28 protein-coding genes, 1 pseudogene and 1 riboswitch are annotated in these 25,142 nt (G+C 47.4%); of the genes and pseudogenes, 10 read left to right on the top strand and 19 right to left on the bottom strand.

What is annotated here, in order from left to right; all coding sequences use genetic code 11:
* Window positions 1–5: 5 nt before the first annotated feature.
* The 3 genes from copZ to ftsW form a co-directional block, all read right to left on the bottom strand.
* Window positions 6–215: a copper chaperone CopZ gene (copZ, locus tag AC5W14_RS10540; RefSeq protein WP_496194360.1), complete on the bottom strand. Its 210-nt coding sequence runs from the start codon at window positions 213–215 to the stop codon at window positions 6–8.
* A gap of 67 nt (window positions 216–282) precedes the next feature.
* On the bottom strand, window positions 283–576 hold the full coding sequence (locus AC5W14_RS10535; protein ID WP_496057960.1) for a metal-sensitive transcriptional regulator: 294 nt from the start codon (window positions 574–576) through the stop codon (window positions 283–285).
* Between the two features lie 95 nt (window positions 577–671).
* Complete coding sequence (gene ftsW, locus AC5W14_RS10530; RefSeq protein ID WP_496057961.1) at window positions 672–1,796, bottom strand: putative lipid II flippase FtsW; 1,125 nt, start codon at window positions 1,794–1,796, stop codon at window positions 672–674.
* Between the two features lie 190 nt (window positions 1,797–1,986).
* Here ftsW and AC5W14_RS10525 point away from each other — a divergent pair, with 190 nt between their 5' ends.
* Together AC5W14_RS10525 and AC5W14_RS10520 are read left to right on the top strand one after the other, a co-directional pair.
* Window positions 1,987–2,700 (top strand): glycerophosphodiester phosphodiesterase family protein, encoded by a 714-nt coding sequence (locus AC5W14_RS10525; protein WP_496057962.1) that lies wholly within the window; start codon window positions 1,987–1,989, stop codon window positions 2,698–2,700.
* Between the two features lie 30 nt (window positions 2,701–2,730).
* Window positions 2,731–3,636: an EamA family transporter gene (locus AC5W14_RS10520; protein ID WP_496194359.1), complete on the top strand. Its 906-nt coding sequence runs from the start codon at window positions 2,731–2,733 to the stop codon at window positions 3,634–3,636.
* 21 nt (window positions 3,637–3,657) lie between these two features.
* On the opposite strand, the gene AC5W14_RS10515 is transcribed toward AC5W14_RS10520, so the two are convergent.
* Window positions 3,658–3,987, bottom strand: a complete 330-nt coding sequence (locus AC5W14_RS10515) for a SunI/YnzG family protein (protein ID WP_496194358.1) — start codon at window positions 3,985–3,987, stop codon at window positions 3,658–3,660.
* 206 nt (window positions 3,988–4,193) lie between these two features.
* Between AC5W14_RS10515 and AC5W14_RS10510 the strand changes: the two genes are divergently transcribed.
* The 3 genes from AC5W14_RS10510 to AC5W14_RS10500 all read left to right on the top strand — a co-directional run bounded on the left by AC5W14_RS10510 (window position 4,194) and on the right by AC5W14_RS10500 (window position 5,737).
* Window positions 4,194–4,763, top strand: coding sequence for a sigma-70 RNA polymerase sigma factor region 4 domain-containing protein (locus AC5W14_RS10510; protein ID WP_496194357.1), 570 nt, complete (start codon window positions 4,194–4,196; stop codon window positions 4,761–4,763).
* A 14-nt stretch (window positions 4,764–4,777) separates the two neighbouring features.
* Window positions 4,778–5,023, top strand: a complete 246-nt coding sequence (locus tag AC5W14_RS10505) for a helix-turn-helix domain-containing protein (RefSeq protein ID WP_496057966.1) — start codon at window positions 4,778–4,780, stop codon at window positions 5,021–5,023.
* 213 nt (window positions 5,024–5,236) lie between these two features.
* Window positions 5,237–5,737, top strand: coding sequence for a hypothetical protein (locus AC5W14_RS10500; RefSeq protein WP_496194356.1), 501 nt, complete (start codon window positions 5,237–5,239; stop codon window positions 5,735–5,737).
* A gap of 68 nt (window positions 5,738–5,805) precedes the next feature.
* On the opposite strand, the gene AC5W14_RS10495 is transcribed toward AC5W14_RS10500, so the two are convergent.
* From AC5W14_RS10495 to AC5W14_RS10485, 3 genes are read right to left on the bottom strand one after another with little or no spacing between them, the layout of a single operon-like run.
* Window positions 5,806–6,810: an ABC transporter substrate-binding protein gene (locus tag AC5W14_RS10495; RefSeq protein ID WP_496194355.1), complete on the bottom strand. Its 1,005-nt coding sequence runs from the start codon at window positions 6,808–6,810 to the stop codon at window positions 5,806–5,808.
* Window positions 6,810–7,574, bottom strand: a complete 765-nt coding sequence (locus tag AC5W14_RS10490; RefSeq protein ID WP_496194354.1) for an ABC transporter permease — start codon at window positions 7,572–7,574, stop codon at window positions 6,810–6,812. Before AC5W14_RS10490 ends, AC5W14_RS10495 begins: the two co-directional genes overlap by 1 nt.
* Window positions 7,571–8,344, bottom strand: a complete 774-nt coding sequence (locus AC5W14_RS10485) for an ABC transporter ATP-binding protein (protein ID WP_496194353.1) — start codon at window positions 8,342–8,344, stop codon at window positions 7,571–7,573. The genes AC5W14_RS10490 and AC5W14_RS10485 overlap by 4 nt, the downstream gene beginning before the upstream one ends.
* Window positions 8,345–8,475: 131 nt before the next feature.
* Window positions 8,476–8,578: riboswitch (TPP riboswitch) on the bottom strand.
* A 148-nt stretch (window positions 8,579–8,726) separates the two neighbouring features.
* On the opposite strand from AC5W14_RS10485, the gene AC5W14_RS10480 reads away from it, so the two are divergent.
* Window positions 8,727–9,092 (top strand): DUF1516 family protein, encoded by a 366-nt coding sequence (locus AC5W14_RS10480; protein WP_496194352.1) that lies wholly within the window; start codon window positions 8,727–8,729, stop codon window positions 9,090–9,092.
* A 32-nt stretch (window positions 9,093–9,124) separates the two neighbouring features.
* On the top strand, window positions 9,125–9,790 hold the full coding sequence (locus AC5W14_RS10475; protein ID WP_496194351.1) for a potassium channel family protein: 666 nt from the start codon (window positions 9,125–9,127) through the stop codon (window positions 9,788–9,790).
* A gap of 52 nt (window positions 9,791–9,842) precedes the next feature.
* Here the strand turns inward: AC5W14_RS10475 and AC5W14_RS10470 are convergent, their stop codons facing one another.
* The 3 genes and pseudogenes from AC5W14_RS10470 to AC5W14_RS10460 form a co-directional block, all read right to left on the bottom strand.
* Entirely contained in the window at window positions 9,843–10,913 is a 1,071-nt protein-coding gene (locus AC5W14_RS10470) for a Gfo/Idh/MocA family protein (RefSeq protein WP_496194350.1), read from the bottom strand.
* A 27-nt stretch (window positions 10,914–10,940) separates the two neighbouring features.
* Window positions 10,941–11,693: a ThuA domain-containing protein gene (locus AC5W14_RS10465; RefSeq protein WP_496194349.1), complete on the bottom strand. Its 753-nt coding sequence runs from the start codon at window positions 11,691–11,693 to the stop codon at window positions 10,941–10,943.
* Between the two features lie 41 nt (window positions 11,694–11,734).
* Window positions 11,735–11,884: pseudogene (locus tag AC5W14_RS10460) on the bottom strand (sugar ABC transporter permease); the annotation flags it as partial.
* Window positions 11,885–12,153: 269 nt separating this feature from the next.
* On the opposite strand from AC5W14_RS10460, the gene AC5W14_RS10455 reads away from it, so the two are divergent.
* Window positions 12,154–12,744, top strand: a complete 591-nt coding sequence (locus AC5W14_RS10455) for a polysaccharide deacetylase family protein (RefSeq protein ID WP_496057975.1) — start codon at window positions 12,154–12,156, stop codon at window positions 12,742–12,744.
* Here the strand turns inward: AC5W14_RS10455 and AC5W14_RS10450 are convergent.
* Complete coding sequence (locus AC5W14_RS10450; RefSeq protein ID WP_496057976.1) at window positions 12,729–13,385, bottom strand: GntR family transcriptional regulator; 657 nt, start codon at window positions 13,383–13,385, stop codon at window positions 12,729–12,731. The two genes, AC5W14_RS10455 and AC5W14_RS10450, sit on opposite strands and share 16 nt — an antisense overlap.
* A 147-nt stretch (window positions 13,386–13,532) precedes the next feature.
* Here AC5W14_RS10450 and AC5W14_RS10445 point away from each other — a divergent pair, with 147 nt between their 5' ends.
* Window positions 13,533–14,165, top strand: a complete 633-nt coding sequence (locus tag AC5W14_RS10445; protein WP_496057977.1) for a LysE family transporter — start codon at window positions 13,533–13,535, stop codon at window positions 14,163–14,165.
* 31 nt (window positions 14,166–14,196) lie between these two features.
* Here the strand turns inward: AC5W14_RS10445 and AC5W14_RS10440 are convergent, their stop codons facing one another.
* The 3 genes from AC5W14_RS10440 to AC5W14_RS10430 form a co-directional block, all read right to left on the bottom strand.
* Entirely contained in the window at window positions 14,197–15,405 is a 1,209-nt protein-coding gene (locus AC5W14_RS10440; protein ID WP_496057978.1) for an MFS transporter, read from the bottom strand.
* Window positions 15,406–15,429: 24 nt separating this feature from the next.
* Window positions 15,430–17,478, bottom strand: a complete 2,049-nt coding sequence (locus tag AC5W14_RS10435; protein WP_496194348.1) for a thioredoxin domain-containing protein — start codon at window positions 17,476–17,478, stop codon at window positions 15,430–15,432.
* A 170-nt stretch (window positions 17,479–17,648) separates the two neighbouring features.
* Entirely contained in the window at window positions 17,649–18,869 is a 1,221-nt protein-coding gene (locus AC5W14_RS10430; RefSeq protein WP_496194347.1) for a hemolysin family protein, read from the bottom strand.
* A 196-nt stretch (window positions 18,870–19,065) separates the two neighbouring features.
* Between AC5W14_RS10430 and AC5W14_RS10425 the strand changes: the two genes are divergently transcribed.
* Window positions 19,066–19,743: a GntR family transcriptional regulator gene (locus AC5W14_RS10425; protein WP_496057981.1), complete on the top strand. Its 678-nt coding sequence runs from the start codon at window positions 19,066–19,068 to the stop codon at window positions 19,741–19,743.
* Window positions 19,744–19,794: 51 nt separating this feature from the next.
* On the opposite strand, the gene AC5W14_RS10420 is transcribed toward AC5W14_RS10425, so the two are convergent.
* The 5 genes from AC5W14_RS10420 to AC5W14_RS10400 all read right to left on the bottom strand — a co-directional run bounded on the left by AC5W14_RS10420 (window position 19,795) and on the right by AC5W14_RS10400 (window position 25,126).
* A complete protein-coding gene (locus tag AC5W14_RS10420; RefSeq protein ID WP_496194346.1) occupies window positions 19,795–20,850 on the bottom strand; it encodes a tartrate dehydrogenase in 1,056 nt (351 codons plus the stop codon).
* Window positions 20,851–20,976: 126 nt separating this feature from the next.
* Complete coding sequence (locus AC5W14_RS10415) at window positions 20,977–21,714, bottom strand: hypothetical protein (RefSeq protein WP_496057983.1); 738 nt, start codon at window positions 21,712–21,714, stop codon at window positions 20,977–20,979.
* 109 nt (window positions 21,715–21,823) lie between these two features.
* Complete coding sequence (locus AC5W14_RS10410) at window positions 21,824–22,312, bottom strand: hypothetical protein (RefSeq protein ID WP_496057984.1); 489 nt, start codon at window positions 22,310–22,312, stop codon at window positions 21,824–21,826.
* Window positions 22,313–22,484: 172 nt separating this feature from the next.
* Window positions 22,485–23,879, bottom strand: a complete 1,395-nt coding sequence (lpdA, locus tag AC5W14_RS10405; protein ID WP_496194345.1) for a dihydrolipoyl dehydrogenase — start codon at window positions 23,877–23,879, stop codon at window positions 22,485–22,487.
* An 11-nt stretch (window positions 23,880–23,890) separates the two neighbouring features.
* Window positions 23,891–25,126 carry a dihydrolipoamide acetyltransferase family protein gene (locus tag AC5W14_RS10400; RefSeq protein WP_496057986.1) on the bottom strand — a complete coding sequence of 412 codons (1,236 nt, stop codon included), beginning with the start codon at window positions 25,124–25,126 and terminating at the stop codon, window positions 23,891–23,893.
* Window positions 25,127–25,142: the final 16 nt, after the last annotated feature.

The raw sequence follows: 25,142 nt of genomic DNA, 5'->3' as shown, positions 1-25,142 counted from the left end.
CCTGCTTATGAAACGACGTCATATCCTTGATCATCAATAGCTTCTACGATGTCCTTGTGCTCCGTTTTCGTTTCATCGTAGTCAACAGAAACCGTTCCTTTTTTTAGATCCACGTCCACAGATGACACACCGGAAAGCTCTCCTACTCCTGATTTCACCGCTTTCACACAGTGTTCACAGGACATTCCTTTTACGTTTAATGTTTCCAAAGCCATATAAATTCCTCCCTTGTTGTTATACTGATGTTTTCATTATATACCCTATATAGGTATATTGAAAGCTTTATTTCAGCATTTTCCCCATTACACTCATCAGTTCCTGAATGGATTCTTCGCCATCGCCCTGCTTAACCGCGCTCGACACGCAGTGGTTCGTATGATCTTCGAGCAAAGCAAGCGACACTTTATTGGCTGCGGATTGAATAGCTGCAATCTGGTTGAGAATATCTACGCAGTAGCGGTCGTTTTCCACCATCTGATGTACGCCCCTCACCTGGCCTTCAATACGCTTCAGTCGGTTGAGAAGCTGTTGTTTATTTGGCTGGACGGTTCCTTTAACGCTCATTTCTTTTTCCATACCAAAGCCCCCTTTTTATACATATACCCTGTATTTATTTTAGTGTAACAAAAAACGGAATTATTTCCTAGAGAAATAATTCCGTTTCTGTTTATTTAAGCCGAAGCTTCTGTTTGATAAGCTGCTTTTTTGTTCATTCTGGCTACGTTCGCCAATATTCCAAGGCACAGCATGGAAACAAGCAGGGATGATCCACCGTAACTCACCATCGGAAGTGTGATTCCTGTAATCGGCATCAGACCGGTGGCTGCTGCGAGATTAAATAATGCCTGCATCAACAGGAAAAACACAATGCCAAACGAAAGCAGCTTTCCAAAAGTTGTTGTGCTCTTTCTTCCGATTAAAAACCCTCTCCAGGCAATAACGGCAAAGCAGAGAACCACAAACAGTAAACCAAGAAACCCAAGTTCTTCTGCAATGACGGCAAAAATAAAGTCTGTATGAGGCTCTGGTAGATAATGCATTTTCTGCACACCCTGTCCCAAACCCGTTCCGGTGACACCTCCATTAGCCATCGCAATATAGGATTGAATCAGCTGATGCCCGCTTCCTTCTGCTTCCCATTCAAATGGATCACGAAAAGCGACCAGTCTCTGCATCCGGTAAGGCTCCTGTACGGCAAGAAGTGTAACAACTCCGGCTGCAAGGCCGCCCAGCACACCGAGGTGCTGCCAGCGTGCCCCTGATAAGAATACGATTGTTCCGCCAATTAATAGAATCATCATCGCGGTTCCAAGGTCCGGCTGCAGCATAATCAATGCAAAAATAAAAACGACCACTACAAGAGGCGGAAGTACGCCGCGGATAAAGCTTGTGATATAATGCTGTTTTCTGGAATATACATGCGCTAAATAAATAATAACCGCCAGTTTCACAAATTCAGACGGTTGAATCTGAACAGGCCCAAGTGCCAGCCAGCGTTGTGACCCGTTGACTTCTATGCCTACAGCGATTACCGCCAGCAGCATCAGTATGCAGATTCCTATAATAAAGGGCGTTAATTTTTGGTAGTATGTATAAGGAAAATGCATAACAAAAATAAATACCATGGTACCCAGAACAAACCAGATTAACTGTCTGCCAAAGAAATGAAGAGGATTATCAAATAGATCAATACCAAGTGGAAAACTGGCACTGTACACCATTATTAATCCAAATACTGCTAATATAAAAGAGACACCTATAAGAGGCCAATCGTAGAAACTCCATTTTGTTTTCATATAAACACTATTACCCCTTTTCAAACGATCATTCACGTGTCCGCAGGCCGCTTTTCCCATGCCCTTTAGGTGTAAAGCTACTAGAAAGCAGAAGCTGTTTCAAGCAGTTTCTGTTATTCCTATAAAGAAATAAAGAGAAATAGCACTATTTAATGAAAATTAAACCAGACAATTGCAATTGGAGGATACTATGACAAAATGGTTTGCCCACCGCGGTGTTTCAATCATAAAACCTGAAAATACAATGGCCGCTTTCCGCCTGGCAGAAGAAAGAGGCGCGGACGGTATTGAGCTCGATGTCCAGCTTACCCGGGACAACCGGGTTATCGTTATGCATGATTTAAGCGTGAATCGTACAACCAACGGCCGCGGTTCCATCCGCAGCAAAACGTGGGAGGATTTAAAAAATCTAGATGCCGGCTCCTGGTTCAGCAGCACGTATGAGGCCATCCCTCTTTTAGAAGAAGTTATAGACTGGCTTGCCGGGAACAACTTGATTGTTAATATTGAACTAAAGGGCCCTTTAAAAACGATGCCGGATCTTATACGGGCAGTAAAGACGATTGTTGAACCCGCGCTGCCCGCTTCCCGGGTCATCATTTCAAGCTTTCATCATCCTTCGGTTGTTTCGCTGCATGAAGAATGGGAAGAGCCGGAGAAGGCACTGCTCGTTTCTTCCGGTCTCTATAAACCTCTCCGCTATCTGCAGCAGGCCGACGTCTTTTCGCTTCATGTAAAACGCCAGACCATTTCCGATAAAGAAATAGTCGAACTGATGGAACAGGGTATTACGGTGCGCGTGTTTACCGTAAATGATGAAAAAGCTCTGCAGCGGCTTGTAAATCTGCAGGTAGATGGCATTATGACCGATCACGGTATTCTGCCGATTACGCTTTCCCACTAAAATAATACCGATAATACAGGTGGTGCCTCTATGACTCGCAGCAAAGCTTATCTTCTTACTCTTTTAGGCGCTTCTCTTTGGGGGACTATTGGCCTATTCGTTGAATATTTGTATCAGGCGGGCTTTACTCCCTGGGAAACCGTAGCCATCCGGGCTGTTTTTTCCGCCGTATTTATTGTATTTATACTGGCCATTAAATTTCCGGGGTACTTGAAAATAAAAGGGAAAGACTTTCCCTTTTTCATGGGGACCGGAATAGTAAGTATTGTGTTTTTTAATTACTGCTACTTTTTAGTCATCCAGGAGGCTTCTTTATCTCTTGCCGTCGTGCTTCTCTATACCGGCCCTCTCTTTGTGACGATTTTATCGAGACTGTTGTTTAAAGAGTGGCTTACCCCGAGAAAACTGCTGGCGCTGGGCTTTACGATTACCGGATGCGCCTTTGCTGTCGGGCTGCTCCCGGGTTTTCAGACGTCTGTAACCACCCTTGCCATTGCAGCCGGCATTGCTTCCGGCTTTTTCTATGCTCTTTATAGCATTTTCGGAAAATATGTAAGCCGGACGTATCATTCCATCACGATTACGGCTTATTCGTTTATCTGTGCCAGCCTGCTGATGATTCCAGCCGGGGGCCTGTTTGCCAAAAGCAGCCTGCTGTTCCAGCCGCAGGTACTGCTGTTTGCCTTTGGTCTTGCCATTGTGCCGACGGTGCTCGCTTATATTCTTTACACGCTCGGCCTCACCCATATTGAATCAAGCCGGGCTTCGATCCTATCTACGGTCGAACCCGTAGTCGCTATTATTATTGGGGTCGCTGTGTTTGGCGACCGGCTCGATGGGTGGCAGACGCTCGGCGTGCTGCTCGTGCTATCTTCTGTTCTGCTCGTCGCCGAAACCAAAAAATCAAAAACCGCGCTTCTGCCGGACAGTCCATAAGAAAAGCCAGCTTTCCTTTGATTAGGAGAGCTGGCTTTTTCTCCGCAGTATTTCTGCGGTCTGTACGGCTTTTTTTAAGGCAATCACGTGCATCGTGTTATCTTGCATAATGACAATCAACCTCTTTTTTTCCGCATAGGGCGAGCCGACACGATTCGCTTCGTCGTGCTCCAGAGCAGACGGCCCCTGTGATACTTCAATCTGTTTCATCTGGTCAATCGGAAGCGTCAGTGTCTGCAGAGAATGCTTAATATATAAGGTGTTCTCCCTGATTTTGGCACGCGTCCGGACAAAATATACATACACTACTGCAATAATGAGCAGCAGAAGAATTCCAGCAGCCATTTTCATTTACAGTCCCTCTTTTCTATTTTTTCCGTCAGGGTCTATTCTAACAAAATATCGAATACACTTTGCAATTCTTTTATCCTGCCTATAAAATAAGAACAAATGTTCGTAAAATGGTTTGTTTTTTTTGCTGTATTTACCTTTTGTTCATATAGAAGCATATGCCTCACCCTAATTTTGATATGGAAGAACAGAAAGGAGGGAACATCGTGGCTTATTATTTATCACATCTTCTGGGAAAATGCCCTCGGCTTGATTACTATATTCACACGCATAAACAAGCGCTCTCTTCTCCTGCCCTCCGCCAGTTTCTGGCCGACTCTCTTCACTCCAACCTGTTTGCAGAGGCGGTCTGTTATACAGATGAAACGTATCAGAAAGCACTGGATGAGGCGTTCAGGCAGTATCGGGAGGAAAAGAAATTAACAGCGTATATTTTAAAGTCTCTTCACTGGCATGCGGTGCAATTCGATAAGAAACAGCGGAAAATAGAAACCCTGCAGCCGCTGATTGTAGACAGTGATACGTGGGAAGAGCCGGTATGGGAGCCTCCTCTGTCTCCGCATGTTCTTGCCGAAGAGCTCGAAAACCGAAAGCTGTATGCCGCCTACCAGGCATTAACCCCGCATCAACAGTGGATATTACAAAAGAGCTACGCAGAGCAGATGAGGGATATTGATCTTTCCTATCTTACTAATGTGACGCCTCAGGCTATTTACCGCTCCAGGCATCAGGGACTTGCCAAACTTTACGCTTATATTACAGCGACCACCCATTAAAGGAGCGAGATACTATGACAGCATCTCTGTATGTATTAGCAGAAAAAGCCAAACAGCAGGACCGGGAGGCCATGTATGACTTCCTGCAGAAATTTGAGCCTTTTATTCAGAAATCATTGTCGCAGACCAAACCGCAGAACCGGGAAGACCTGCGCCAGGACCTCCGATTAAAGTGCATGGAATGTGTCCACCGCTTTGAACCGGGCCGGACGCCCGGGTTTTTCGAATTTGTCAGCACACTTGAGCATAATCAAAAATAACAGCAAAAGCGTTTCTTTTATCACTATTTCCTTTTTTATACGGAATAGGACCTATTATATGTCTTACATTTCAATATGATGACAGGGTCTTTAAGACTATATAACGCTTTGCAAATCCCCTTCTCATTCGGTGTCCGTTCGGCTTATACTAATAAATGACAACAAACCTGACATTTTAAACAGCAGCAGACGGGTATCGATTAAAGGGGGATTATGGTGAAAAATCGTTTTACATGGATGAAGTGGGGCATTCCATTTGTTATTGTTCTTACATTGGGATGGGCAACATATTATTTTGTTACTCCTACCTTCAGCCATCAGTACCAGCAGTTGACCGAACGTGTAGAAGTTGGCGTTAAATACACAAATCCCGAAGAATCTATTGTTTATATTCACCCCTACATCGAAAACCCGAACAGCGAGGAAATCACCTGTTATCATGATGACCAGTTCGTAGAGATACGTGTTCTTGATGAAGATGGCAATCACCTCGATGAGGCGGTTTCTATGGAAGAAAAACGTGGAGAATCTTCTACAGATGAAGAAGTATTAAAACCCGGCCAGAAAACAATGAACTCCACCTATTATAAAGTGGAACTTCCTGATAACGCTGATTCCATTCAGCTTATTTACAACGGTTCCGTTAAGGACAAGCATGGTATCGACCAACTAGAGGAAACGATAGATGTGAACCTGGACTACCTTATCATGTAGAACGGGTACCAGCTTCAGAAGATAAACCAAAACCGCTTCGGACTCCAAGAGAGCCCGAAGCGGTTTGTTTATTCTGCTATATTTACAAATATGTCCTCTGTGTCCGGTGTCTCGGAAATGTAATCCATTTCTACAAGCCAGCTGATCGTTTCCTCCCAGGATTCCCGGTCCTGGCTGCCAAAGGCTTCTTCTTCCGTTTCCATTTTCTCCATTAAAACATCCAGACTTTCTTCTTCCACTTCCCGTTCAAGCGGAAAATTTTCCTGATCTTCATTCTCAAACAGACTGTCCAGGCTTTCTTCCGGATGGTCTTTCATATATGTGTATCCTTTTTCCGCCGCGGTCCAGAACGCGTTAATTTTTTCTTCCTCTTCCGCCAGTTTTTCTTCGTTTGTAACGAGAACGAGCTCGTAAAAAGGCGGCACACCGTAATCCACCGGATCAAAGTATTCTACGGAAGTGCCGGCGTGTTCCAGCACCGGTACTTCATGGTTAATGTATGCGCCGCTTACCGCATCGGCCCGGTCGCTTACTAAAGAGGACTGCAGCTCAAAACCAATATCCACCAGATCAACTTCTTCAAACTGACCGCCATCATTTTCCACCATCGTTTCTACAATTGGTTCATTGACCGGTATCCCGGGGTATCCAACTGTCCGGCCTTCTAAATCTCTTGGTCGTTCTATGTCGGAGTCTGCTTTGTACACAACGTGATTAAGAGGAGACCTCACAATCGCCGCCACGCTTACTACAGGGATTCCTTCAGTCCGCGCTGTAATAACATCCGGCTGATAGGTAATGCCAAAGTCCACTTCTCCTGCAGCCGCCAGGTTCAAAGGATCCGTTGGATTGGTGGGGAACATAATATTTACGTCCAGGCCTGCTTCCTCGAAGTATCCGTTTTCCTGCGCGGTGTACAAGTAGCTGTGTACGGCATTAGGATACCAATCCAGCATAATGTCGACTTCCTGCAGCTCTTCATTCTCTGCCTGCTGTTCATTTTCACTCCCGCATCCTGCCAGCACAAATGCTCCTGCAGCAAGCAGCCCCACCTGTTTAATCCACCTTTTCATTATCTTCTTCCTCCCTTTTTTGTAGTCGCATATTCTACTGCTTTTACTGCCAAAAACAGGCCAATCCCTGCTAACGACAACAAAACGATTGGTGCAAATACGCCGGCTGCGTCCATCTGTGTCATCATCCTGCGGCTGAAATATCCAAGCCCTGCATCTGCGCCCAGCCACTCTCCAATTGCCGCACCGATGACGCTCAGCGTGACTGCCACTTTTAAGCCGGAATAGAACGAGGGCAGAGCCATCGGCACCTGGACCTTTCTGAAAATCTGCCAGCTCCCGGACCCCATGGTCCGAAGCAGGTCCTGCATATCCCGGCTCGCTGTCCGAAGACCGTCAAACGCCCCGACCGTAATTGGGAAAAAGGTGATCAACACCGTTACGGCGACTTTACTCCACATGGAATAGCCAAACCACAGTACAAATATTGGGGCTAGTGCAATAATTGGAATGGTCTGCGAGGTGATTAACAGAGGAAAAACACTCTTTTCCACCATCCGGCTCCGGCTCATCAACACCGCAATACCGACTCCACAAACGATGGAAATGCCAAGTCCGGTAACTATAACGAGAAGCGTGGCCGGCAGGTGTACAAGAAACAATATATCCGCAAGTTCCCACAGCCTCTGCAGCACCGCAGACGGTGCCGGCAGTATATAAGGCGTGTCATACCAGCGGGCTCCTGCCTCCCAGATGATAAAAAAAGCAGATGCGAGAAGAGCGGCTCCAGCATAGGAAATGCCTGCTCCTTTCCAGCCATTCATCGTAACTTCTCCTCCCTGCGCATTCGTTCAATCAATTCCCGCTTCAGCTTCAAGAGTTCCGGGTGATCCCGGGCACGCTCGTCTCTGGGTCTTGGCAGCGGTACCGCAATTTCGGTAAGGCGTCCTTCTATCGGCGGCTCGGTAAATAATAAAATGCGGTCGGATAAAAATAATGCTTCTTCTATGTCGTGGGTAATAAAAATAAGTGTCTGCCTCGAAGCCTGCCACTTTTCCAACAGCCATTCCTGCATCATAAAGCGGGTAATCGAATCAAGTGCGCTAAATGGTTCATCCAGCATTAAGATGTCGTTTCCTCCCACTACGGCGCGGAGAAAAGACACCCTCTGCCTCATCCCACCGGACAGTTCGTGAGGATACTTGCGTTCCAGGCCCCTGAGGCCGAATGCTTCCAGATGGGATGATACGCGCTGTTCGGCCTCCCTTTTGGAAAGGCCGTTTATTTCCAATGGCAGCATGCCATTTTCCAAAATGGTCCGCCAGGGCAGCAGCAGATCCTGCTGAGGCATGTAGCCGACCCTGCCAAGCCTTGTGGCCGAGCCGTGCAGAAGCACCGACCCCTTGTCCGGGTCGCTCAGCCCGGCGGCAAGCCGGAAGAACGTCGACTTTCCCGATCCGCTCGGTCCAAGCAGGCTGACAAATTCGCCTTTTTTCACTGTCCCTTGAACCTGCTTGAAGATCGGCGCTTCGGTAGTAGTATAGGCATAGGTAACGTCTCGAAATTCCAGTGCCGGTTCCTGCTCTTTATTCATTTCCCGCCCCCTTTTTTGTGTACCGTGCTCCCCCGGAACCTGCTCCATGCATACAAAAAAGCCGCTCCAGCAGAGGGAGCGGCGGAAAAGTCGTTCTATCATTAAAAACAGCACGAGCGGCTGCTTTTTCAGGTGAACATTCCGCACTTTCCTCCGCTGGTGTTATCCAGATCAGGTTCCAGGGTTAGGATGAATGTCATCCCTCTCAGCTTTGCAGCACCCCTAGTGCTTGTTGTATAAAATTGTCTTTGCTTCTTAAAGATAGCACATATTCGAAATGGTTCATACCGCGGGTTTTATTTCAGCAAAATCTCTGCTCCTGTAAAACCTGCACGCGTGATATGATGGAGAAAACGTCTACATTACATTAGGAGAGGCTCTTATGGCAGACACTATACTCACGATACATCTTATAGCCGTGGCGGCAGTTATTCTGCTTGCAGGCGCTGTTTATATATTTCACCGCACCAACATGAACCGGACCGCTATTCTGCTTCACTACGTGCTTCGATTTTCATACCTGCCGCTGCTTTTAACCGGCGGGCTTGTGCTTGGCCTTCGTCCTGTATATTTAGGCGGCCTGCTGAAGCTGGCCTGTGGATTGTTAAGTATCGGATTGATTGAAATTTACTTTGTCCAGTTATTTAAGAACACCGGACACCCTCTATTCGTCCGGTTTATGATAGGATTTGTATTATTTACTATTATTTTAGGATTACTGCTCCCCCAGGGCATTTATTTACTGTAAGGCGAATTTGACACATAAAGGAGCGTTTATCCATGCCAAAAAACAAAAAACAATTTGCTGTTATAGGCCTCGGCCGATTTGGAGGGAGTATCTGCCGGGAACTGTATCATTTAGGCTATGAAGTTCTTGCTATCGATCAGGATGAAGAAAAAGTAGATGAATATGTCGCATATGCTACCCAGACAGCCTGCATTGACTCCACTGACGAAAAAGCATTAAAATCTCTCGGCCTTGGCAACTTCGATCACGTTGTTGTCGCGATCGGCGACCATATTCAGGCAAGTGTGCTTACAACGCTTGTGTTAAAAGACATGAACGTTCCAATCGTCTGGGCAAAAGCCCAGAATAAATACCACCAGAAAGTGCTCGATAAGATCGGCGCTGACCGTGTGGTCCACCCGGAATTTGATATGGGAATCCGTGTAGCCCATAATATGACTTCGGAAAAGGTTATTGATTTTATCGACTTAAGCAACGATTACACGATTGTCGAAGTGTATGCTACGAAAAAACTGCACCGCAAAACGCTGATTGAATCCAATGTCCGGGCCTCCTATGGTGTGACGATTCTTGCGATCAAACGAAATGAGGACGTTAATGTGTCCCCGCGGCCCAACGATAGAATTGAGCAGGGAGATATGCTGATTGTTTTAGGTCATAAAGATGAGATCCGCCGTTTCGAAAATGAAGGCTTGTAGTTTTAAGAGGCTCCTACTGTAAAAAACCAGACCCCCGGAGGGCCTGGTTTTTTTAATAAGACTCTTCAAAGCTGGTTGGATTTTCTTCGAACCGTACGCTTTTTCCTGTTTCACTGCTTTCATATAGCGCCTCGACGATTTTTGTAACTTTCATGGCCTGCTCCGGTTTCACGATAAGTTCCGCTTCACCTGTACAGGAATCCACGAAATTATTCGCCTGATAGTATGGCTCTATATTATCGATTTTATTAATCTGGGCCGTGCTGTTTAACAGCGTTCCATATTTGGATTGATACAGCTCAAACGGAAAGAGCTGTAAACCGCCCTCAACTCCGGAAATACTGAGTTGTTCCGTATCTTCTTTTATATTAGCCGCCCAGGAACATTCCAGCTGCAGCGTAATGTCATTTTCGAATGTGATATACCCGGTTACATGGTCTTCCACGTTAAACGTATTCTGGTCAAACTGGCCCCACTCGTTCGTGAGATTCGGTGCTTTGCTTAACCGGTCGTACGTTTTGGCCATTACTTCCAGCGGCTTTGGGTCTCCAAGCAGCCACAGGGACAGATCCAGCAGGTGGCAGCCATAGTCAATCAGGCTTCCTCCGCCTTGCAGCTCTTTGTTTGTAAATACACCCCAGCCCGGAACTTTCCGGCGGCGCAGTGCCTGAAAACGACAGACGAGCGGGTCCCCGATTTCGTGGTTTTCCATCATCTGCTTGGCAATCTGGGCTTCCGGTCCAAAACGATAGTGGAAGGCAATTGCAAGAACCGAGCCTTTTTTTTCTGCAGCTTCTATCATACGCTCGCATTCTTCCGTTGTAATCGCCATCGGCTTTTCGCAGAGCACGTGAATGCCCCGGTTTAGAGCCTGCACAGCGATATCTGCATGAAACTTATTCGGCGTACAGATAACGACCGCATCCACGTCTCCAAGCATTCGTTCAATGTTGTGGTATACCCGGGCGATAGAAAAAGACGCCGCTACTTCCTGAGCCCGATCCTGATTAATATCGTATACGCCTTCTATTGATACCTTGTGTTCCAGCTGTTGAAAAGTGGGAATATGCCTTGACTGAGCGATTCCCCCTGCTCCAATGATGCCAATCTTTAGCTTGTCCATTAGTACTTACCCCCTCTAGTGTGGCCATCAGCGCCCGGCAGTGGCTTTAGTTGTCCCCTGCTCTTTACCGGCGATAGGCTCAAGCGGCTGAGCGTTGCCGTAAACCGGCTTTGGTGTAGCCAGTCCGGCTGCCCAGTATACGCCATTGCGTATCACGCGCTGAATGTCTGTATGGTAATACGTCGGATACGTCTCATGTCCCGGACGGAAATAAAATATTTTTCCCCGCCCGCGCTGAAAAGTGGCACCACTTCTAAATACTTCTCCACCTTCGAACCAGCTGACAAATATCAATTCCTCTGGTACAGGAATGTCAAAGTGTTCCCCATACATTTCTTCTTTCTCCAGCTCAATGAATTCTCCTAGACCTTCTGTGATAGGATGCGTCGGATTGACGACCCAGAGTCGTTCCTTTTCATCCGCTTCCCTCCACTTCAAGTCAAAGGAAGTACCCATCAGCTTCTTGAATATTTTCGAGAAATGGGCGGAATGCAGCACTACCAGCCCCATTCCTTCCAGTACCCGCTCTTTCACCCGTTCTGCGACCTCTTCGGTCACTTCATCATGAGCCTGATGGCCCCACCAGATAAGAACGTCCGTATTGTTTAGAACCTCTTCTGTTAATCCGTGCTCTGGTTCGTCCAATGTAGCCGTACTTACATCAAGCCCCTCTTCTTTCAGGAAACCTTGAATGGCCCCGTGGATTCCTTCCGGATAAATCGAAGAAACCACTTCGTTCTCTTTCTCGTGTCTGTTTTCGTTCCATACTACAATTTTCATAAAGGCCCCCTACAGTCATTATAATATATTTTCGTAATAAATTAACCTTTTGTTGCTTCGGCTGTGAGACCGGTCATGAGCCATTTCTGCAAAAATAGACATTTTTTTGCAATTGAAAGCGCAATAAATACGGATCCAGCAGCAAATCGGGTGAAATTATTAGAAAACCGATCATTTACAACATTAAATAATTTTTGAGTGAAAATGCATATTTTTAATTTATATCTTTCTACTATGTAAAACTCCCTTAACAGGATACCGAAACGTTTCGGATTACCATTAAATTATAGTAAGCGTTTTCAAAAAAAGCAAGCAGTATTTCCAGTAAGCAGAACAGTAGGCGCATCCCATCCTTTCCACTATACTAATAAAAGATGAAAAAAGAGGAGGAATCAGGATGCGGCAGTCCCCTTGAATTGCAAAAAAAGGAGCTGGGTCCAGCTTCCATACCGATCATGCATTGACGAATGCGGCGTCTCTTGTTCCCTCTGCAGAAAAGGCGGTTTTTTTAACCTTTGATGATGGACCAAGCCGCTGCACCCACCAGATTCTCGATATATTAAAAAACAAACAGGCAAAGGGAACTTTTTTCTGGCAGGGACGGCTTATTCATCCCCGGCGGCCTGCGCTGAGAGTGACAGAGGAAGGCCATACGCTCGGTTCGCATACCCATCGCCATCCCAACCTTACGTCGCTTTCTTATGAAAAACAGAAACATGAAATCCAGAGCAGCCTTCAGGCGATCAAAAGCATCAGCCCGGCTCAAATCGACTATTTCCGGCCGCCCTACGGCCGCTATAATAAAGAAACAGTCCGTGTCGTACGGGAGCTGGGGCTCGAACTTGTGATGTGGGACACGGTATCATTTGACTGGAAAGAAAAAAAGAGCCCGGACGCTATTCTCTCGAACGTCATGGACTCTGTACAGCCGGGATCGATTGTTCTGCTGCATGAACTACAGCAGACGGTCTCCGTTCTGCCTGAACTAATTAATATGCTTCATACCGAAGGCTATACATGTCTGGCGCTTCCTTCTCAACGAAGCGGATAATCATGGTCAATCGGACGGAAAAAATTAGTTCGGGTCACTTCAGCCGCTGTTTTAGCGTCACGCTCTTCCATCGCATGAATAATCTGCTCATGCTCTTCAATCGACTCTTCCGTCAGGTTAATGGAATCGTGATAAAACAGCCGTCGGACATGCGATTGCAGGGACAGTGTCGTTTTGGAAATATACGGGTTATGAATGCTGTCGACAATAATGTCATGAAATTTTTCATCCCATTTCAGCGCAGCCCGGTGGTCGCCGGCCTGAATGGCTGTTGTAAACTGCTCGTTAATGTCCCGCAGTTCTTCTATCGTTTCCCCGCTCATAGCTTTTGCTGCTATTTCCGCAGCCAGCGCCTGCAGCGCGGCGAGCGGCGGAAAAATTAAGACAGCATCTTCCGGCTTCACCTGTGTAATCTGCGTCACAACGCCAGGCTTCATTTCTACGAATCCGTCTTCGTTTAACAGCTGCAGTGCCTCTCTAATAGGCGTTCTGCTCACCCCAAGCGCCTCTGCAAGCTCGGAGTCGTTAATTTTTTCTTCAGGCTGAAGCGTTCCGTCAATAATCCATTGTTGAATTTGCAAATACGCCCGGTCTTTTGCGGATTTTCGTTCCGGTTTAGGTAAATCGGATGGAATCGGCACAGTCTATATCACCTTTCACGTCTTTTTCGTTTAATTAAAGTATAAAGCAAAAAAAATAACCGCGCCACAACGTGCTTTTTCTTCCTAAATATGGTATATTCTAATATGTAATATATTGCATACGTATATTGTTAGGAGAGACGCACAATGGAAAATTTAGCGGCATACGTTTTTATGGCTGCCATGATGTCTATGCTTCCCGGAGCAGACACGGTACTTATTATGAAAAATACACTCTCGCACGGTGCTAAAGCCGGACGTTTTACTATACTGGGGATGGCTACCGGCCTAACCTTCTGGACAATTATTGCGGTATTGGGATTATCAGTAGTTATCTCCCAATCCCCTGTCCTGTTCGAAACGATTAAATATATGGGTGCTGCGTACTTGTTTTATTTAGGCCTCCGCTCTTTTACGACGAAAAGCTCTTTTTCTTTCACAGAGGTTCAGAAAAGCGCCGATGAAACAGCCGCTGCCGGCAGAAGAGGCCACTCCAGGGAGTCTTACCTGCAGGGCGTACTGAGCAACATCCTTAACCCTAAAACGGTCGTTGTGTATATTACCTTTATGCCGCCGTTTGTAAATATGAGCGGCAACGTGCCCCAGCAGTTGATGATTCTGGGCGGTATTTTAACCGTTATCGCCGTCACCTGGTTTCTTGTGCTCGTGTTTGTTCTTGATCACGTCCAGCGCTGGCTGAAAAGTCCGCGCTTCCAGCAGATATTTCAGAAATCGACCGGCCTTGCTTTAATGGCTTTCGGTGCCAAGCTGATTTTCTAGCGTTCGACACCTTTCAAAAAACCGGCTTCCTTTAAAAGGAGGCCGGTTTTTTCATGTTATTTACTGTTGGTTTTCTGTCTTTAAAATAGATCCAGACGACGCCGAGGGCTGCCGCAGCAAACAGGCTTCCCATCACAAACACAGCGTTCAGGCCGATATTTTCAGCTACGGCTCCTCCAATAAGGGGCCCGAGAAAAATACCGAGCGCATAAAACGACTGATAAAATCCCATCACGGAATTTTTCAGCTGATTGGCCGGCAGCCGGGCAATATTGGCAAGCAGAAGCGGCAGGACGACACCAAGTGCCAGCCCAATCACGCCGTGTACGAGACTTAAAGTCAGCAGCGAATTCGTCAGCGGAACCAAGGCTAGCATCACCACGGTTAAAACCAGCCCACTAATAAAATAAAACCGCTCGCGCTCTGCTGGAATAGAAGCAAAGGCGACGCCGAGCGAGGCGGCCGCATGCGGTACAAAAAAACCGGTCATGAGCCAGATCAGTTCGCTTTCTGTCACGCCGAGAGAACTGGCATACAACGGGGTAAATCCAAAAATAGTAATAAACATAACTCCATGGCACAGCATGGATACCGTCGTTACCGGAAACAGGTATTTCACTTTCAGTGTTCCGGTTACGTATTCTGACAGCTTCATTTTTGGAGCATTTCCCGTTTCCACCGGTACGACTTTCACTCCTAAGGCAAGCACCAGACCGAGAACAGAAAAAACGACTGCAATCCAGAACGGCAGCGCCCAGCCAAACTGGTACACAAGAAAACCCGCACTTGCCATGCTGATAAACTGGGGCGTTACCGTTAAAAACTGCACGGTTCCCATCGCCCGTGAGGATTGATCGGGACGGAAATACTGGGCGTACATAATCGTTGCCATCACCCACATCGCAGCCGTTACGCCGGCAAACAGCCGGGCCAGTAAAATAGGGAAAAAGGAATCGAAGTAAATCAACATAAGCCCGCTTACAATCGCAAAAGCAAACCCTGCTACATACAAGACTTTGCGCATATGCTGAAGCCGGTCGGAGAGAATGCCGAGCGGAAACCGCAGCAGCACCTGGGTCACGCCGTAGCTTCCGAGAATAATGCCGATCATATCCAAAGGAAACGCCTGGTATTCCAGGTACAGGCTGAATGTCGGAATATAAATATACGTAGCAAACCAAAAACAAAAAATACTAGCTAGAAATAATATATGGTGGCGGAGCGTAATCGTCGTTTTCATGCCGTACCTTCTTTCAGCCGGAACTTAGTCGCTGATGCCTTTTATCAAATCTACTGCCTCCGCGGCAGAAGTCACCGGGGTATGGCAGGAATAGTTTTCACATACATAAATAGTCGTACTGTTTTCCAGCTTTTTGTAGCCCTGCACAAAACGGACTGCCGGCTTCAACTGCTCGGCCTCTTCCGCGACGAGAAATGTAACGTTCGGATGAAAATCCTCCTGCAGGGAGTCTACGATATATTTCGTTTCTTCATCCTCCATGCTGGAAAGAACAACGACCTCTTTGGAAGACGCTACAAGCGCACCGAGCGCCTGCAGAAAGTACATGTGGCTCTGCGGATACTGGGCCAGGTTTCCGGAAAACGCCTGCACGCAGCCTTTCGCGGTGTTTTCAAATACAGGATCTCCTGTCAGCCTTCCTAATCGAAGAAGCTGATAGGCAGCCACACTGTTTCCGGACGGCATGGCACCGTCGCTTGTTTCTTTTGGACGCACGAGAAGGGACTCGGCATCGCTTCCGTAAAAGAAAAAGCCGCCTTCCGCCTCATCCCAGAACAAGCGGATCATTTCGTGTCCGAGGACTTTGGCCTGTTCCAGGTAGTGCAGCTCAAACGTGCTCTCGTACATTTCAATGGAGGCCCACAGCATATTGGCATAATCCTCCAGAAAGCCTTTATGCTTCACTTCGCCGTCACGAAAGCGTACCATCAGGCGCTCTCCATCATATAGTTCTTTCTCAATAAAAGAATAAGCCTGCTTGGCAGCAATTAAGCTGTCTGCCTTTTTAAATACCCGGCCTGCTTTAGCCAGGGCGGCAATCGTAAGGCCATTCCAGGAAGTAAGAACTTTATCGTCTTTTAAAGGAGCCGTCCGTTTTTTTCTGGCGTCAAACAATTTCTTCCGGGCGTCTTCCAGCTTCCCGCGGAATGTTTCTTCGTCAATGCGGAAGGAAAGCGCTGCTTCTGATATAGAAGAGCCGATCGTATGCGGAATGCTGCTGCCTTCGAAATTGCCCTGTTCGGTAATATGATACACCGCGCCGTACTGTTCGGCCAGCTCTTTGCCAAGAATCTGCTTTAATTCTTCAGGCGTCCAGACGTAGAATTTCCCTTCCACGCCTTCCGAATCCGCATCTTCTCCGGAATAGAAGCCGCCTGCGCCGTCCTGCATGTCGCGGAGCAGGTAGGCTTGAATATCCCGGGCGGTTTCCCGGAAACGGCGCTCTTTTGTTACCTGATAGGCTTCAGTATATGCCATCAGCAGAAGCGCGTTATCGTACAGCATTTTCTCAAAATGGGGCACGAGCCACTTCTCATCTACGGAATAACGGGAAAATCCGAATCCGATGTGATCATAGATGCCTCCGGACGCCATGTGATCGAGCGTCTGCACGGCCATATTAAGCGCTTCTGCTTCGTTCGTATCCTGATAATAGCGGAGCAGAAACAAAATAGTGTGAGGCGTTGGGAATTTCGGCGCAGAGCCGAACCCGCCGTGCAGTTTGTCAAAGCTGTGAAACAGCTGCTGATAGCCCTGAGCCAACGTCTCTCGTCCAATATCTATCTGGCTGGAGGCATAACCCGGCTGCAGCACTATTTCCATCTGATCGCTCACCTGTGCGATTTTAGCCGGGTCTTCGTTATACTTATCCGAGAGCTGTGTTACGACATCTATGATACCTGGCATGCCCTGCATACTCTTTTTTGGAAAATACGTTCCTGCGTAAAATGGCTTCTGATCCGGTGTCAGAAACACGTTAAGCGGCCACCCGCCGTGACCTGTCATCGCCTGGCAGGCTTTCATATACAGCGCATCAATATCAGGACGCTCTTCGCGGTCCACTTTGATGGCGATCATTCGTTCATTTAAAAGTGCCGCTGTATCTTCATCCGCGAAGCTCTCCTCCTCCATCACATGACACCAGTGGCAGGTGGAATACCCGATCGAAACGAGCACCGGCTTGTTTTCCTTTCTGGCTTTTTCAAACGCTTCCTCTCCCCACGGAAACCAGTCGACGGGGTTATCTTTATGTTGAAGTAAGTAAGGTGATTTTTCATATTGCAGTCTATTCATTCAAACACGTCCTTTCTTTCATAGTATAGACGAAAAAGAAGCCGCCCAAACGGCGCCTTCTGTATTTTCTCATAGTTTGTCGTTTTTTTCTTTTCGAGTCTGTTTATTAGGCTTCTATATGGTAGCTTCATAAAAAACGCCGCCCCCTCGGACGGCATTAGGTACAGATGCTATTTTTCGATACGCACTTTGCTGATCGTTCTTCCTCTGGTTTCGAGTATTTCAAACGTCAGCTGATCGCGTTCGAGCGTTGCGCCTTCTTCCGGGAAACCGTTATGCTCTTTCAACAGGTAACCTGCGAGCACATCCTCTTCTTCCGGTATCTTTGTATCAAACACTGAATTCAGACGGCGCAGTGTCACCTTTCCATCGCAGATCACCTCGGAATCCGACACCTTTTTAATACTTGCTTCCTCTTCCAGATCCATTTCATCTTCTATTTCCAGACCGATCATCGCTTCAATAATATCCTCATGTGTCAAAATGCCTTCGGTGCCGCCGTATTCATCCAGTACAATCGCCATATGTTTCTTTTCTTTCGTCATACGGCGGAACACCCAATCGATTTTATGAAATTCGTATACAATCAGCGGATCGGGCGAACTGAAGGCTTCCAGCGGCCTTTCTGCTTCCATCGCCCAGGAAATTAAATATTTGGAATGAAACACGGAAACAATATCATCAATATCGTCATCGAATACCGGGTATCTTGTGTATGGTTTTGCAATCACTATGTCCCGTACTTCTTCGAAAGAAGCTCTAAGAGGCAGGGCTTCCATCTCAACCCGGGGCGTTTTCAGCACGTCTTTTACATTCAGGTTATGAAAATCGAGCATTCCTTTAATACGGTGGGACTCGGCTTCGTTAAACGTCCCTTCGGATCCGGCAATATCGACCATCGTCCGGAACTCTTCTTTTGAGACCGATGCTTCTTGTACCTGGCCTTTCGACAGGATCTGCGTTATAGCCCCTGTCAGTTTATTAAGCACAATCGTAATCGGTTTAAATATAATAACAAAAAAGCGGATTACTGGATAAATGACCGGTGAAATACGGTCTGCAAATGTTGCTGCAATCGACTTCGGTATGACTTCAGAAAAAATAATAATAATAACAGTCAGAATGGCTGACGCAATTCCAATACTTACCCCGTATTGAATCGCAAGGGCCGTGACGAGCGTCGGCAGCAGAATATTGGCTATGTTGTTTCCTATTAGGATTGTTGTAATAAATTCACTCGGACGTGACACCAGATCAAGCAGTTTTCCTGCTTTTTTATCTCCGTTTTCCGCTTTCGTCTGCAGCTTCATTTTGTTCGTTGCCGTCAGCGCTGTTTCACTTCCGGAAAAGAAAAATGATACAAATAATAAAATGATGATCGCAATGATCACTGGGGTTCCTCCTTGGCTATGTACAATGACATAATCGTTAGTGTAGTCTGATGTAGTAAAGCAGGTTTTCGTCTTGATTTCTGCTTCTTCGTGTCCGCTCTTTCCTATTGCTTTTCCTCCGGCACCGGTTGTAAACATGCTATACTTGGGGAAAGAACAGCCGGAGAGATACCGCAATGAAAGGAGCTGGTTTCACGTGAAACAACCGGGCATTCAAAAGCCTATTCCGTATTACGAGCAGTTTTACCATTCCCTGAAGGCCATGATCGTAGAAGGCACGCTTACCCCCGGCGAGCGTATTAACGAAACGCAGCTGGCAAAGGATTTCGGGGTAAGCCGCAGCCCGATACGCGAAGCCATCCGGGTGCTTGAACGGGAAGGACTTATCGTTTCCGATGAAAAAGCCAAAGTAATGGTGTATCAGCCTACGTTTCAGGATGTAGAAGAAATTTATCAATGCAGGCAGGCACTGGAATCCTTTGCCGTGCGCTTAATGATAGACGCAGCAGACGCAGACGAAACCGCACAGATCGGCCGGGTGCTTGAAGAAACGAAACAGGCCATTCATCGGGAAGCGCCGGCCCGGGAAATCATTAAACTGAATGAATCCTTTCATAATCATATCATTCTCTTCAGCAGAAACAACCGCCTCAAAAAACATATTGATGAACTTCGCTCTTTAATGTATTTGTTCCGGACCTACAATTTCACCGGTACCGATAGAGCTTTAACAATAGAAGCCGAGCATACAGCGGTGTACCGGGAAATCAAAGCCGGAAACAAAGAAGCCGCAGCGAAAGCCATGATCGATCATCTTGAGCACGATCTCAACTATTTAAAAGACCAGCTGCAGACGAAAGCACTTATCGTATAACCTATATGAGACAGAATAAAAGCCCGGCTCCCCAGCCGGGCTTTTATTTGACTACGCCTGCAGGCGGCGGATGATTTCATCTTTCACCTCTGTAGTAGTGGAGGTTCCTCCAATATCACGGGTCATAATACCGTCTGCAATAACGCCTTCAATTACTTCAAGTAAACGATCAGCTATTTTTTCTTCTCCGAGATGATCAAGCATCATCTTGGCTGTCCAGATCTGGCCGATCGGGTTTGCAAGCTCCCTGCCGACAATGTCAGGGGCGGAGCCGTGTACCGGTTCAAACATGGAAGGATATTTGCCGTTCATATTAATGTTCGCTGCAGGTGCAATACCGACGCTTCCCATAATGGCTGCACCAATATCGGTTAAAATGTCGCCGAATAGATTGCTTGCGACAATTACATCGAACCGCTCGGGCGCTGTCACAAAAAACGCGGCCAGCGCATCAATATGCTGGGAGTCTGTCTGAAAGTCGGGATATTCCAACGCTACTTCTTCAAAGATTTCGTCCCAGAAAGGCATGGAATGAATGATGCCGTTGGATTTTGTTGCGCTCGTTACTTTTTTGCCGCGCTCTGCCGCCAGTTTAAACGCATGGCGAACAGCCCGTTCGGTTGCTTTTCTCGAAAACACGGCGCTTTGGATGGCTATCTGGTCTTCCCCTTGATATATACGGCCTCCGATTTCGCTGTATTCGCCTTCACTGTTTTCGCGGACGACCACAATATCGAAATCGTTGGGATTGGCCAGCTTCGACTGCAGGCCTTTGAATGTTTTAGCCGGCCTCATGTTGAGCACCTGCTCAAAATTGCGGCGGATGTTGATCAGCAGCCCCCACAGGGAAATGTGATCGGCTACCAGCTCCGGGTTTCCAACCGCTCCTAGAAATACGGCATCAAATTCTTTTAATGTCTCCAGCCCGTCGTCGGGCATCATCTTTCCGTGCTCTAAGTAATATTCGCAGCTCCATGGAAACTGCGTAAATTCAATCTCCACTCCTCCGAACGCCTGCACTGCAGCCTGTACAACTTCCTCTGCTGCCGGTACGACTTCTTTTCCAATTCCATCACCGGGGATACTCGCTATTTTTAATGTTCTCATCTACTCGTCCTCATTTCCGTCGACCGTCGACTTTTTATCATCATATCCTACCTTTGTTTATTTGTAAACGCCTCCATATATGTATAAAAAAGAGTCTTCCCTTTTTAAAAAGAAGACTCTTCGCTGTCAGCGGCGGACCGGCCGGCTCGGCCGGAACTGCTGGCGCATAATATTATAAATGGCGGAGACATAGCTCATTGGATGGGAAATTTCTTCGTTCTGCATCGTGTAACGCTCCATCTCAATTCGTCCGGACCGTGTACTCATAGACGTCGACAGGTCTTCATTGTATATCGCCATCGCCCGCTTTAAATAATATTGATGCTCTTTCTTGAGCTTGCTGTTGGCGGACAGCTGATGGGCAATATCATCCCGCACTGCCCGTGATAAATCGGTGCGGTCCCGGGACGACAGAATCAGCATGTCCATTAAATGCAGGGTTTTTGAACCGGAGTGCTCTTCGATTTTCCGCTTGGCCGTAATGATGGAGCTGAGCATAATTTGATAAAGAGCACCGTACGCAATAATATTTAAAAGACTTGTTAAAAAGCCGCCTCCAAACAGTTCAAACAAATACAAGCCGGCATTCCGGTACAGCAGGCTGCCATAAATAATATTGAGTACGATAGAAGCAAGCAGCCACTCCATGGCAATCATGCCGAGAAATACGGCGTAGTTTCGGTTCAGCTTGTCTTTTAGCATGCGACGGAGAGCAATAGCAAAAGTAAAAAGCAGAATAGGCGTCATAATAATGACGAGTAAGTCAAAAAAGTTAGCACTTCCTGTAGGCACGGGAAGAGAGGTAATGCTGCCGGTTCCGCCGGAAATAATTCCGCGGCTGCCTTCAATAGCTGCAAATATCATATGTGTCGTTCCCCCTGTTATATGTATCAAATCATCTACCTATTATACCACGCGCGGCGGGCTTTCCAAGCTGATAAAAAGACGTCCCTTTTCAGGCACGCCTTATGTATTAAATAAGCTTATGAGTGCTGTCTTCGCCGACTTCGTCGGTCCAGAATACTTCAATTTCATTTAACCGGTGAAACTTGCTCGGGATCAAAGTAATGATAATGTTGGCTCCGTTTCCTTTAATGACTCCTTTTCTCCAGTTGCTGCCTTCGTAGGAGCGGTGTTCAGTATAATCGGCGCCGTCAAATAAAATTTCTGTAATTCTTGCTTCGCCGTTACCAATATTGGTAATAACGATTTCCTGGCGCGCTCCTTTTATCACCTTATCGATCGTGAAAAAGGCTTTATGCTGATTGTCGATTTCGTTTCGGAGCCGGCTTTCTTCCTGCTCGTAGTTCTTTTTCACATATTCTATGTGATCCTGGGCAATGGTAACCTGTTCTGCTGCGGCCTGTGCCTGCTTTTTAGCTGTATTTGCCTGCAGCCATGCAAACAAGGCAGCTCCCAGGCTGATTACGATCACAAGTATATTTATTGAGGTCATTGTCATTCATAACTCCCTTCTATGATAAATAGTATAAGAAATAAACAGCGTGCCGCCAAGTCCGGCGGACAGAGAAAGCTCTTCATTAGTATAACAAAAATAAAAACCCTTATTGCCGGATTGGTGCTTTTTCGATGATTTTCCACATTAAAAAGCAGGAGAGCGCACTCTCCTGCTTCTACAATTGATGAATCGGCGTGCCGATTGCTTTGTCTGCAGCTTCCATGATGCTTTCTCCAAGCGTCGGATGCGCATGGACAACAAGAGAAACGTCTTCAGCAGTTAAACCGGATTGAATGCAGACGGCCAGTTCGTTGATGAGCTCCGGAGCGCCTTCCCCCGACGCTTCTGCACCTAATATCGTTCCGTCTGCCCGATCGGTGATCAGCTTAACCATTCCGGCTCCAGCATTTAATGTCAGAGCCCGGCCATTGTGGTTTATCGGAAAATTATCTGCGTTCACTTCGTATCCTTCTTTTTCCGCGGCGTCTTTCGACAAACCGACCGAAGCGAGCGGCGGATCTGAGAAAACGACAGCTGGAATAACGTAATCGGTGCTGTCGCCATCCTCTCCTTCCAGTGCCTCGCATACTAATTTCCCCTGTTTGGAAGCGCGGTGGGCAAGAGCCGGTCCCGGCGTAATATCCCCGATCGCAAAAATATGAGACACGCTTGTACGACAGGCCGGACTCACCTCAATAAAGCCTTTTCCATCGACCATTATGCCTGCCTTCTCCAGCTCCAGCTTCTCTGTATTAGGCTTTCTCCCTACGGTCACAAGCACATACTCACTTTCCAGTGTTTCTGTCTGCCCGCCTTTTTCATACGTGACGGAAGCGGATTTTTCAGTCGTCTCCACCTTCGTTACTTTCGTATCTGTATGAACAGCCACGTTTGACCGGGCTTCCAGCTCTTTAGCGACCAGCTTGGACATAGACGCTGGAAACCCAGGCAGAATGGAAGACAATCCTTCAATGATCGTTACTTCCGTTCCGAAATTGGCAAACATCGTCCCAAGTTCGATGCCGATATAGCCGCCGCCAATTACCGTTATCGACTCCGGCTTTTTGGTTAAAGCAAGCGCTTCAGTCGACGAAAGCGTGCGGGCATTAAAAGGAAACGCCGGAATTTCAATAGGAGAGGAGCCGGTGGCCACGATGCAGTGAGAAAATGTGATTTCCTGCTCCTCTTCTCCCGTTACCTTTACCCGTTTAGGATCAACGAAAGCCGCTTTTCCCTTTAAAATAGTCACCCCCGCTGCCTGCAGCAGCCCTTTCACTCCGCCTGTAAGCTGTTTTACAATGCCTGTTTTCCACTGCTGCAGCTTCTGAAAATCAATTTCCGGCTCCGGATATTGGATGCCGGCTAATGCCGCCCGGGCGGGCATCGCTGCATAGTGACCGGCTTCAATTAACGCTTTGGAGGGAATACAGCCCACGTTTAAACATGTGCCGCCGAGCTCACCTTTATCCACTATCGTCACCTTTGTGCCATTTTGGGCCGCACGGATTGCGGCCACATATCCTCCGGGACCCGCACCGATAATAAGAAGCTCTGTGTTCTGCTCCTTCATCCGCCCACCTCCTACAGCATCATCTGATACGGATGCTCCAGTGAAGCTGCGACATCTTTTAGAAACCGGCTTGCCGGATCGCCGTCAATGATGCGGTGGTCAAAGGTTAAGCTGAGCGGCAGAAATTTCCGTGCCTGCGGCTGCCCTTCGATCATAACCACTTCTTCCTGCAGCGAGCCGATGCCGAGGATACCGGCTTCCGGCGGGTTCAGAATCGGGGTGAAGTACTCGATTCCTGTTGCTCCCAGGTTCGTAATGGTAAACGTCGAGCCGGACATTTCGTTTGTATCGAGCCGGTTTTCACGTGCTTTTTCTGCCAGGGTTTGAATGCTCTCCGCCAGTCCCAAAACCGATTGCAGTTCGGCATGGAACACTACCGGCACGATCAGACCGTCATCAAGCGACGCGGCAATACCTAAATGAACGTATGGATACGTATGAATCGCGTCTTCAATATAGGCACTGTTCATGCCGGGATGAGCCTGCAGGCTTTTCACGACCGCCTTGGCAATAAAAGCGGTCAGCGTCAGCGTCACGGGCTCCCCGTTTTGCTCCAGGCTTTGCTTGGCCTGCTTCTGCACGCTGAGCAGATCCGTTACATCTGCTTTTTTCATTAACGTCAGCTGTGCGCTCTGCAGCAGGCTTTGATGCAAATTCTCTGCGATGGCTTTTCGTATGCCCCTTACCGGTGTTTTTGTTACGGCTTCTTCTATCCCGGCGTAAGGAACGATTTCCGTTTGAGGCGCTGGTTCCTCCGGGACAGACACAGCATGATTTTCTACGTCCTGCTTGGTAATTCGTCCCTGCGGTCCCGTGCCTGAAAGCTCTTCGAGCGGAATGTTTTTTGATTTTGCCAGCTTTTTAGCCGCCGGAGAAATTTTAATATGCCTGGAATCTGACGCCGATCGGCCGTTTGTTCTCGGCGCTTCTTCCACCTCGGCCGACGATGACTGCTGCCCGGCTTCCGGCGCTTTATCATCGGTCTTGGCACCAGGTTTCGGCTTTTCCCCTTTTTCCCCAATATAGGCGAGCGGCTTCCCTACCGCCAGCGTATCATCCACCTCTGCAATCACTTCGATAATGACCCCGTCGGCCGGGGCTTCCAGCTCATTCGTAATTTTATCGGAGCTGATCGTGACAAGGGGGTCCCCTTTTTTCACTTCATCGTTCGGTTTAACGAGCCATTCCACGATCGTGCCTTCCTCCATGCTCATTCCAAATTTAGGCATCACCACTTCCTGTGCCATGCGCCTCACTCTCCTT

The organism is Sinobaca sp. TMA16-18 (assembly GCF_059510535.1).
The sequence above is the reverse complement of the archived record's forward strand: the minus strand, read 5'-3'. Positions and strand labels throughout refer to the sequence as shown.

What these genes read in the sequence shown, in the direction of transcription:
- AC5W14_RS10515 (WP_496194358.1), bottom strand. Translation starts at nt 3,987, where the DNA reads ATGAAAATGGCTGCTGGAATTCTTCTGCTGCTCATTATTGCAGTAGTG.
- AC5W14_RS10435 (WP_496194348.1), bottom strand. Translation starts at nt 17,478, where the DNA reads ATGAATAGACTGCAATATGAAAAATCACCTTACTTACTTCAACATAAA.
- AC5W14_RS10480 (WP_496194352.1), top strand. Translation starts at nt 8,727, where the DNA reads ATGGCAGACACTATACTCACGATACATCTTATAGCCGTGGCGGCAGTT.
- AC5W14_RS10400 (WP_496057986.1), bottom strand. Translation starts at nt 25,126, where the DNA reads ATGGCACAGGAAGTGGTGATGCCTAAATTTGGAATGAGCATGGAGGAA.
- AC5W14_RS10485 (WP_496194353.1), bottom strand. Translation starts at nt 8,344, where the DNA reads ATGAATAAAGAGCAGGAACCGGCACTGGAATTTCGAGACGTTACCTAT.
- AC5W14_RS10475 (WP_496194351.1), top strand. Translation starts at nt 9,125, where the DNA reads ATGCCAAAAAACAAAAAACAATTTGCTGTTATAGGCCTCGGCCGATTT.
- ftsW (WP_496057961.1), bottom strand. Translation starts at nt 1,796, where the DNA reads ATGAAAACAAAATGGAGTTTCTACGATTGGCCTCTTATAGGTGTCTCT.
- AC5W14_RS10445 (WP_496057977.1), top strand. Translation starts at nt 13,533, where the DNA reads ATGGAAAATTTAGCGGCATACGTTTTTATGGCTGCCATGATGTCTATG.
- lpdA (WP_496194345.1), bottom strand. Translation starts at nt 23,879, where the DNA reads ATGAAGGAGCAGAACACAGAGCTTCTTATTATCGGTGCGGGTCCCGGA.
- AC5W14_RS10505 (WP_496057966.1), top strand. Translation starts at nt 4,778, where the DNA reads ATGACAGCATCTCTGTATGTATTAGCAGAAAAAGCCAAACAGCAGGAC.
- AC5W14_RS10415 (WP_496057983.1), bottom strand. Translation starts at nt 21,714, where the DNA reads ATGATATTTGCAGCTATTGAAGGCAGCCGCGGAATTATTTCCGGCGGA.
- copZ (WP_496194360.1), bottom strand. Translation starts at nt 215, where the DNA reads ATGGCTTTGGAAACATTAAACGTAAAAGGAATGTCCTGTGAACACTGT.
- AC5W14_RS10535 (WP_496057960.1), bottom strand. Translation starts at nt 576, where the DNA reads ATGGAAAAAGAAATGAGCGTTAAAGGAACCGTCCAGCCAAATAAACAA.
- AC5W14_RS10420 (WP_496194346.1), bottom strand. Translation starts at nt 20,850, where the DNA reads ATGAGAACATTAAAAATAGCGAGTATCCCCGGTGATGGAATTGGAAAA.
- AC5W14_RS10520 (WP_496194359.1), top strand. Translation starts at nt 2,731, where the DNA reads ATGACTCGCAGCAAAGCTTATCTTCTTACTCTTTTAGGCGCTTCTCTT.
- AC5W14_RS10410 (WP_496057984.1), bottom strand. Translation starts at nt 22,312, where the DNA reads ATGACAATGACCTCAATAAATATACTTGTGATCGTAATCAGCCTGGGA.
- AC5W14_RS10490 (WP_496194354.1), bottom strand. Translation starts at nt 7,574, where the DNA reads ATGAATGGCTGGAAAGGAGCAGGCATTTCCTATGCTGGAGCCGCTCTT.
- AC5W14_RS10440 (WP_496057978.1), bottom strand. Translation starts at nt 15,405, where the DNA reads ATGAAAACGACGATTACGCTCCGCCACCATATATTATTTCTAGCTAGT.
- AC5W14_RS10470 (WP_496194350.1), bottom strand. Translation starts at nt 10,913, where the DNA reads ATGGACAAGCTAAAGATTGGCATCATTGGAGCAGGGGGAATCGCTCAG.
- AC5W14_RS10495 (WP_496194355.1), bottom strand. Translation starts at nt 6,810, where the DNA reads ATGAAAAGGTGGATTAAACAGGTGGGGCTGCTTGCTGCAGGAGCATTT.
- AC5W14_RS10500 (WP_496194356.1), top strand. Translation starts at nt 5,237, where the DNA reads ATGGTGAAAAATCGTTTTACATGGATGAAGTGGGGCATTCCATTTGTT.
- AC5W14_RS10525 (WP_496057962.1), top strand. Translation starts at nt 1,987, where the DNA reads ATGACAAAATGGTTTGCCCACCGCGGTGTTTCAATCATAAAACCTGAA.
- AC5W14_RS10465 (WP_496194349.1), bottom strand. Translation starts at nt 11,693, where the DNA reads ATGAAAATTGTAGTATGGAACGAAAACAGACACGAGAAAGAGAACGAA.